This window comes from Streptomyces sp. NPDC058964, assembly GCF_042741275.1.
In the GTDB taxonomy this organism is placed as follows: Bacteria; Actinomycetota; Actinomycetes; order Streptomycetales; family Streptomycetaceae; genus Streptomyces.
In genome coordinates this window covers 1-7,842 of the sequence record NZ_JBHYKH010000434.1, presented here as the reverse complement: position 1 = coordinate 7,842, position 7,842 = coordinate 1, and the positions used below count along the sequence as shown (strand labels likewise).

At 73.0% G+C, this 7,842-nt stretch carries 8 protein-coding genes; 7 read left to right on the top strand and 1 reads right to left on the bottom strand.

Translation table 11 applies throughout. The features are described from left to right. Nucleotides 1-154 precede the first annotated feature (154 nt). The 3 genes from ACFW2E_RS35965 (at nucleotide 155) to ACFW2E_RS35955 (ending at nucleotide 3,637) form a co-directional block, all read left to right on the top strand. Nucleotides 155-1,426 carry a histidine kinase gene (locus ACFW2E_RS35965; RefSeq protein ID WP_384472940.1) on the top strand — a complete coding sequence of 424 codons (1,272 nt, stop codon included), beginning with the start codon at nucleotides 155-157 and terminating at the stop codon, nucleotides 1,424-1,426. A 241-nt stretch (nucleotides 1,427-1,667) separates the two neighbouring features. After that, complete coding sequence (locus ACFW2E_RS35960; protein ID WP_384472937.1) at nucleotides 1,668-2,375, top strand: response regulator; 708 nt, start codon at nucleotides 1,668-1,670, stop codon at nucleotides 2,373-2,375. 77 nt (nucleotides 2,376-2,452) lie between these two features. Then, nucleotides 2,453-3,637 carry a cytochrome P450 gene (locus ACFW2E_RS35955; protein WP_384472934.1) on the top strand — a complete coding sequence of 395 codons (1,185 nt, stop codon included), beginning with the start codon at nucleotides 2,453-2,455 and terminating at the stop codon, nucleotides 3,635-3,637. Between the two features lie 74 nt (nucleotides 3,638-3,711). On the opposite strand, the gene ACFW2E_RS35950 is transcribed toward ACFW2E_RS35955, so the two are convergent. Further along, nucleotides 3,712-4,734, bottom strand: coding sequence for a Gfo/Idh/MocA family oxidoreductase (locus ACFW2E_RS35950; protein ID WP_384472931.1), 1,023 nt, complete (start codon nucleotides 4,732-4,734; stop codon nucleotides 3,712-3,714). Nucleotides 4,735-4,851: 117 nt separating this feature from the next. On the opposite strand from ACFW2E_RS35950, the gene ACFW2E_RS35945 reads away from it, so the two are divergent. The 4 genes from ACFW2E_RS35945 to ACFW2E_RS35930 form a co-directional block, all read left to right on the top strand. Beyond that, the gene (locus ACFW2E_RS35945; RefSeq protein WP_384472943.1) at nucleotides 4,852-5,601 is read left to right on the top strand and encodes a GntR family transcriptional regulator; all 750 of its coding nucleotides are present in this window, start codon (nucleotides 4,852-4,854) and stop codon (nucleotides 5,599-5,601) included. Nucleotides 5,602-5,767: 166 nt separating this feature from the next. Next, nucleotides 5,768-6,913 (top strand): ROK family glucokinase, encoded by a 1,146-nt coding sequence (locus ACFW2E_RS35940; protein ID WP_384472928.1) that lies wholly within the window; start codon nucleotides 5,768-5,770, stop codon nucleotides 6,911-6,913. Beyond that, nucleotides 6,910-7,491: a sugar kinase gene (locus ACFW2E_RS35935; protein ID WP_384472925.1), complete on the top strand. Its 582-nt coding sequence runs from the start codon at nucleotides 6,910-6,912 to the stop codon at nucleotides 7,489-7,491. Before ACFW2E_RS35940 ends, ACFW2E_RS35935 begins: the two co-directional genes overlap by 4 nt. Nucleotides 7,492-7,588: 97 nt before the next feature. Next, the coding region (locus tag ACFW2E_RS35930; RefSeq protein WP_384472922.1) for a hypothetical protein at nucleotides 7,589-7,842 on the top strand (254 nt) is incomplete at its 3' end.

Genomic DNA, 7,842 nt, shown 5'->3' with positions numbered 1-7,842 from the left:
CGCGTACACCCCCCACAACTGGCCCGGGGGGCTTGTCGTGTCCGCGGTCGGGCCGGCTTACCGCCCCGGCGAACCGCCGAAAGTCGACGACGGCGCCGACTTCGGTCGCCGATCCCGCCCGCGGGGGAGCCGGGCCGCCCCGCGCTGCATAGATTTGGCGACCGTGAAAGCTGACGAGGCGGCGGGGGCGCCGCACGAGTTCGCGGTCCGCCGGTGGCTGTACCCCTCCGCCCTGGTCCACGAACTGGACCCGGACTCCGGGTCGTCCGGGCGGCGGCCGCGGCGCACGGCACGCGACTGGGCCGTCGACTTCTCCTGCTTCCTCCTGGCCGTGATCATCGGCCTGGCGGGCGCGCAGGCCCTGGCCGACAGGCCGGACCTGCCACACCCCCTGGCCGTACTCGACCAGTCGCTGGGCGTCCTGGCCTGCGCGGCGGTCTGGTTCCGGCGCCGGTGGCCGGTGGGGCTCGCCGTCGCGACGGTCCCCGTCGGATTCCTGTCCGACACGTCCGGCGGCGCGATCATGGTCGTCCTCTTCACCCTCGCCGTGCACCGGCCCTTCCGGTACGTGGCCTGGATCGGCGGCGCCGACCTCGCGCTGGTCCCGCTCTTCTACCGGCTGCGCCCCGACCCGGAACTGCCGTACCTGGCCAACGTCGTGATCACGGTGCTGTTCACCGTCTCGCTCATCGGCTGGGGCATGTTCGTCCGCTCCAAACGACAGCTCATGCTGAGCCTGCGCGACCGCGCCCGCCGTGCCGAGACCGAGGCGCGGCTGCGCGCGGAACGCGCACAGCGGCTCGCCCGGGAGGCCATCGCCCGGGAGATGCACGATGTGCTCGCCCACCGGCTCACCCTGCTGAGCGTGCACGCCGGAGCCCTCGAGTTCCGGCCGGACGCGCCGCAGGAGGAGATCGCCCGCGCCGCCGGTGTCATCCGGGAGAGCGCGCACGAGGCCCTGCAGGACCTGCGCGAGATCATCGGCGTGCTGCGCGCGGGCGAACCCGACGACACCGGCCGCCCCCAGCCGACGCTCGCCGCGCTCGACTCCCTCGTCGCCGAGTCCCGCGAGGCCGGCATGAAGGTCACCCTCGACAACCGTGTCACCGACCCCGCAACCGTTCCCGCCTCCGTCGGCCGCACCGCCTACCGCATCGCCCAGGAGGCCCTGACCAACGCCCGCAAGCACGCCCCCGGCACCGAGGTCACGCTCACCGTCACCGGCGCCCCCGGCCACGGACTGGCCGTCTCGGTCCACAACTCCGCCCCGGAGTCCGAGCCCACGCCGGTCCCCGGCTCAGGCCAGGGCCTCATCGGCCTGACCGAGCGCGCGACGCTGGCCGGGGGACGGCTGGAGCACGGGCCGACGGGGGACGGGGGGTTCGAGGTCCGGGGCCGGCTGCCGTGGGGCGCGGGCGCGGGCTGACACGGAGACCCGGTCACCGGCCGGGCGCGGGCGGGCACGTCCGGTGCCGTGCCACGCCGGTGTCGCACAACGCCGGTGCAGCACAACACCATTGCCGGACAAGGTCGTTGCCGGCCGCTACGGGGCACCGGTTCCGGAGCCGCCCGGGGACTTCCCCGGCCCCGGGCAAGGGGTGGCGCCGCCGTCGGTGCCGGACGACGCCCCTGCCCCGGTGCCGTACAGCCGTGATTACGTAAGGGCCATGACTGCGATCAGACTGCTCATCGTCGACGACGATCCGCTGGTGCGGGCAGGCCTGTCCCTCATGATGGGCGGGGCCGACGACATCGAGATCGTCGGGGAGGCGGCCGACGGCAGCGAGGCCGAGACGCTCGTCGACCGCACCCGGCCGGACGTCGTCCTGATGGACATCCGCATGCCCTCGGTGGACGGGCTGACCGCGACCGAGCGGCTGCGCGGCCGTGAGGACGCCCCGCAGGTCGTCGTCCTCACGACCTTCCGCGCCGACGAGCAGGTGCTACGCGCCCTGCGCGCGGGTGCCGCCGGATTCGTCCTCAAGGACACCCCTCCCGCCGAGATCGTCGACGCGGTACGAAGGGTGGCGGCCGGCGACCCCGTGCTGTCGCCCGCCGTCACCCGCCAGCTGATGCGGCACGCGGCGGGCGGCCCCGCCGACACCCGCCGGGCCCGCGCGCGGGAGCGCCTCGCCGGCCTCAACGACCGGGAACGCGAGGTCGCCGTGGCGGTCGGGCGCGGACTCGCCAACGCCCAGATCGCCGCCGGACTCTTCATGAGCGTCGCCACCGTCAAGACCCACGTCTCCCGCATCCTGGCCAAGCTCGGGCTCAACAACCGCGTGCAGATCGCCCTGCTGGCCTACGACGCGGGACTGCCGGACGGCGGGAACGGGCAGCGACCGGACGGCCCGGGCGGTCCCGACGGGCACTAGACGGGGCTGCCGCGCGTTGTCGGTGCACCGGGGTGTGCCCGGACGGCTTCGGGGGGTGTCGGAGATGGGGGAACACCATGGCGCAAGTGATCGACCTGGGTGAATTCGGGGACGGGTTCCGCAGGGACCCGCATCCGGTCTACGCGCGACTGCGGGAGCTCGGCCCCGTGCACCGCGTGCGGTACCCGGCACCCGACCAGCACCACGAGACCTGGATCGTGGTGGGACACGAGGAGGCGCGCGCGGCGCTCGCCGACCCCAGGCTGGCCAAGGACGGCAGCAAGATCGGGGTGACCTTTCTCGACGAGGAACTGATCGGCAGGCATCTGCTGGGCACCGACCCGCCGCAGCACACGCGCCTGCGCGGGCTCATCACGAGCGCGTTCACCATGCGCCGGGTCGAGGAACTGCGGCCGAGGATCCAGGAGATCACCGACCAGCTGCTCGACGAGATGCTCCCGCACGGCCGCGCGGACCTCATCGAGGCCTTCGCCTACCCGCTGCCGATCACTGTGATCTGCGAGCTCCTCGGCGTCCCCGAGATGGACCGCACGGAGTTCCGCAAACTGTCGACGGAGGCGGTCGCGCCGGCCGACGCGGAGAGCGAGAACGACGCCTTCGTGAGACTGGCCGCATACCTCACCGAGCTGATCGCGGACAAACGGCGCGCCGGGCCGAGCGGCGACCTGCTCGGCGACCTGATCCGCACCACCGCGCAGGACGGCGACCGGCTCTCCCCGCAGGAGCTGCGGGGCATGGCCTTCGTGCTGTTGATCGCCGGGCACGAGACCACGGTCAACCTCATCGGGAACACCGTCCTGTCCCTGCTCGAGCACCCCGGCCAACTCGCCGCCCTGCGTGCCGACATGTCACTCCTCGACGGCGCCGTCGAGGAGACGCTGCGCTACGAGGGGCCGGTGGAGAACGGGACGTACAGGTACGCCGCCGAACCCCTGGAGATCGCCGGGACGGCCATCGCCCGCGGCGAGTCCGTGCTGATCGGCCTCAGCGCGGCCGACCGCGACGAGGCCCGCTATCCCGGCGCCGACCGCTTCGACATCCGCCGCGACACCCGCGGCCATCTGGCCTTCGGACACGGCATCCACTACTGCCTGGGCGCACCCCTGGCCCGCCTGGAAGCCCGCAGGGCCCTCCGCTCCCTCCTGGACCGGGCCCCCGCCCTCGCCCTGGACGGGACTCCCGGTGAATGGCTGCCGGGCATGCTGATGCGGGGGGTGCGGAGACTGCCGGTGCGCTGGTAGCCGGCCCGGTCCGGGCCCAGGCGCCGGGCGGGACGGAGCTGTGCGCCGTCGGCGGGTGCTCGGCCCGCCGCCGGTCAGCCGAGCGCCGGCCGGGCACCGTCCGCGATCTCCGCCAGGCGTACCGGTCTGCGCTCCCGGCGGGAGACTTCGCAGGCCTCCGCGATGCGCAGGGCCTGGAGCGCCTCGCGGCCGTCGCAGGGGTTGGGACGCTCGCCGTTCAGGACCTCCACGAAGGCGCAGAGCTCGGCCTCGTAGGCGGGTGCGAACCGCTCCAGGAACCCGTTCCACGGCTTGTCCGCGGCGGGCGGCCCGGTCGGCTCGGTCGAGGTCACCGGCGTACGGTCGTCCAGGCCCACCACGACCGTGTCCCGTTCCCCGGCGAGTTCCATCCGGACGTCGTATCCCGCCCCGTTCAGCCGGGTCGCCGTCGCCGTGGCCAGCGTTCCGTCGTCGAGCGTGAGGACGGCCGCGCCCGTGTCGACGTCGCCCGCCTCCCGGAACATGCGGGGCCCGGCGTCCGACCCGGTCGCGTACACGTCGACGATCTCCCGCCCCGTCACCCAGCGCAGCGCGTCGAAGTCGTGGATCAGGGTGTCCCGGAACAGCCCGCCGGACAGCCTCAGCCACTCGGCGGGGGGTGGGGACTGGTCGGAGGTCAGCGCCCGGATGGTGTGCAGCCGCCCGAGCCGCCCCGAGCGCACCGCCTCCCGCGCCCCGGCGTAGCCCGCGTCGAACCGCCGCTGGAACCCCATCTGCAGGACCGTGCCGGCCGCGTCGACCTCGTTGAGCGCCTGCAGCGTGCCCGGCAGATCGAGGGCGATCGGCTTCTCGCAGAACACCGGGAGCCCGGAGCGCGCTGCCCGGCCGATCAGTTCGGCGTGTGCCGAGGTCGCCGTGGTGATCACCACGGCGTCCACGCCCCACTTGAAGATCTCGTCCACCCCGGGCGCGGCCGTCTCGCCCAGGCGGTGCGCGAGCTCCTGCGCACGCGCCGGATCGGCGTCCGTGAGGATCAGTGACCCGACCTCGCGATGGCGGCTGAGCGTGTTCGCATGAATGGTGCCGATGCGGCCCGTACCGATGACCCCGATGCGCATGGAATCAAAGTGAGGTCACACACCGCACGCTGTCAATGCGTATGTCCGGACAATCGGACTACACAACTTCCCGTCAACCAATCACGGAGCTACGCTCAGGCCGTGCCGAAACCAGAAGTGGACCCGACCGCAGCGCTCGACCTCAGTGTGGACCGGAGCTCGCCGGTGCCTTTGTACTTCCAGCTCTCCCAGCAGCTGGAGGCCGCCATCGAGCGCGGAGACCTCACTCCCGGCAGCCTGCTGGGCAACGAGATCGAGCTCGCCGCACGGCTCGGTCTGTCCCGCCCCACCGTCCGCCAGGCCATCCAGTCCCTCGTCGACAAGGGACTCCTCGTCCGCCGCCGCGGCGTCGGCACACAGGTCGTGCACAGCCAGGTCAAGCGCCCGCTGGAGCTCAGCAGCCTCTACGACGACCTGGAGGCGGCCGGCCAGCGCCCCGCCACCAAGGTCCTGGTCAACACCGTCGTCCAGGCACCCGCCGAGGCCGCGGCCGCGCTGGGCGTCGCCGAGGGCGACGAGGTGCACCGCATCGAGCGGCTGCGCCTGGCCCACGGGGAGCCGATGGCATACCTGATCAACTACCTGCCGCCGGGCCTGCTCGACCTGGACACCACGCAGCTGGAGGCCACCGGCCTGTACCGGCTGATGCGCTCCGCGGGAATCACCCTGCACAGCGCCCGGCAGTCCATCGGCGCCCGCGGCGCCACGGCCGCCGAGGCGGAGCGGCTGGGAGAGGCGGAGGGCGCCCCGCTGCTCACGATGCAGCGCACCACCTTCGACGACACGGGCCGCGCGGTCGAGTTCGGCGATCACACCTACCGTCCGTCGCGCTACTCCTTCGAGTTCCAGCTGCTCGTTCGCTCCTGAGTCCCCCGACCGAGGGCCGGCTTTCGTCCCAATGTCCGGACAATGCGACGCGTGTGCCGGGCGGCCGCGCGCGTGACGAGAACGCGCCGGACGAGCCGACGGCGCCGCACGTACCTTATGTCCCCCGAACGGCACCCGCCCGCACGGTGAGGCACAATCGAGCGCGATGAGCACCTACCGCGACCTCACCGCCCCCATCGGCTCCCGCCGGGCCCCAGTGCTGCGTACGGTCGGTACGAGGGAACGCCGGTCACACCTGACCGCGCCCCGTGTGCCGACGGTCGGCATCGACATCGGCGGCACCAAGGTCATGGCGGGCGTCGTGGACGCCGACGGCAACATCCTGGAGAAGGTCCGCGCCGAGACGCCGGACAAGTCGAAGAGCCCCCAGGTCGTCGAGGACACCATCGTCGAACTGGTCCTGGACCTCTCCGACCGCCACGACGTCCACGCGGTCGGCATCGGCGCGGCCGGCTGGGTCGACGCCGACCGCAACCGCGTGCTGTTCGCGCCCCACCTGTCGTGGCGCAACGAACCGCTGCGCGACCGGCTCTCCGGGCGCCTGTCGGTGCCCGTACTGGTCGACAACGACGCCAACACGGCCGCCTGGGCGGAGTGGCGGTTCGGCGCAGGCCGCGGCGAGGACCACCTCGTCATGATCACGCTGGGTACCGGTATCGGCGGCGCGATCCTGGAGGACGGCCAGGTCAAGCGCGGCAAGTTCGGTGTCGCGGGTGAGTTCGGCCATATGCAGGTCGTGCCCGGCGGCCACCGCTGCCCGTGCGGCAACCGCGGCTGCTGGGAGCAGTACAGCTCCGGCAACGCGCTGGTCCGCGAGGCCAAGGAGCTCGCCGCCGCCGACTCGCCCGTGGCCTACGGGATCATCGAGCACGTCAAGGGCAACGTCGCCGACATCACCGGCCCGATGATCACCGAGCTGGCCCGTGAGGGCGACGCCATGTGCATCGAGCTGCTCCAGGACATCGGCCAGTGGCTCGGCGTCGGCATCGCGAACCTGGCCGCGGCCCTGGACCCGTCCTGCTTCGTGATCGGCGGCGGTGTCAGCGCGGCCGACGACCTGCTGATCGGCCCCGCGCGGGACGCCTTCAAGCGCCACCTCACCGGCCGCGGCTACCGCCCCGAGGCCCGTATCACCCGCGCGCAGCTCGGTCCCGAGGCGGGCATGGTCGGCGCCGCCGACCTCGCCCGCCTGGTCGCCCGCCGCTTCCGGCGCGCCAAGCGGCGCCGGGTGGAGCGGTACGAGCGCTACGAACGGTACGCGGAGGCCCGCCGCACCCGGGACACCGCATGACCGCGTCCCTGCCCCGTCAGGCCGCGCCCCCGGACGAGCCGCGCCGCCCGTCCGAGCACCCGCGCCACAAGGCCCGGCGCAGGGCGCTCACCCTGCTCATCATCGTGCTGCTGATCGGCGTCCCCGCGGGCTACCTGGTGATCTCCGCCAACCAGAGCCGCAACAGCGGCAAGGACAAGGAGCAGAAGTACTCGGCCACCGGCCTCACCGCGGGCTGGCCCTCGAGGGTGCAGCGCCGCCTGTACCAGGTGCCGGTCCCGCACCCGGCCGACGAGATCGCCTACTACGAGACGAACAACTGGAAGACCAGCCGTCTCTACGTGCAGTTCCGCACCAGCGGCGCCGGACTGGACAGCTTCCTCGAGAGCATGGGCCTCAGCCGGGACGACCTGAAGAAGGACGACATCGCCATCGGCGCCCGGGACCGGAAGATCACCGGCTGGAGCTTCACCGGCCCCGGCCCGTGGTGGGGCCTGGCCCACACCCAGAAGAACCCCGCCCCCACCCAGGACGTCGTCGTGAACCTGGCCGATCCGAACTTCCCGATGGTGTACGTCGTCTCGCGCACCGTTCCCTGACCGGCCCGCTCGAGCCGGTCGCCGGGACCGATTGTCAGACCCCGCCCGTAGAGTCGAAGAGATCCGATCGGGACGAAGGCGGGAGGTGGCGGGACGTATGAGCGGCACGGCTGCGCCGGCCGGGCGCACCGGGGCGCCGGGGGAGAACGTCCCGGTGCGGCTCGCGGCCGTCTACGTGCCCGCGCCGCTCCCGCGCGAGGGCCGGATCGCCTTCTGGGACCCCGACGGGGGACCGCCGGCCGCCGACGGCGAGGAACTGACGGTCGTACGACGGCACGGTGCGGGAGTGCGCCGCAGGAAGGTGCCCGCGCTGTCGCTGCCGCTCGGCGAGGCCCTCCCGGTGCTCGTGCG

Bases quoted from the DNA above. Each gene is read 5' to 3' on its own strand.
- ACFW2E_RS35950 (WP_384472931.1), bottom strand. From the start codon at position 4,734: ATGCGCATCGGGGTCATCGGTACGGGCCGCATCGGCACCATTCATGCG.
- ACFW2E_RS35955 (WP_384472934.1), top strand. From the start codon at position 2,453: ATGGCGCAAGTGATCGACCTGGGTGAATTCGGGGACGGGTTCCGCAGG.
- ACFW2E_RS35940 (WP_384472928.1), top strand. From the start codon at position 5,768: ATGAGCACCTACCGCGACCTCACCGCCCCCATCGGCTCCCGCCGGGCC.
- ACFW2E_RS35935 (WP_384472925.1), top strand. From the start codon at position 6,910: ATGACCGCGTCCCTGCCCCGTCAGGCCGCGCCCCCGGACGAGCCGCGC.
- ACFW2E_RS35960 (WP_384472937.1), top strand. From the start codon at position 1,668: ATGACTGCGATCAGACTGCTCATCGTCGACGACGATCCGCTGGTGCGG.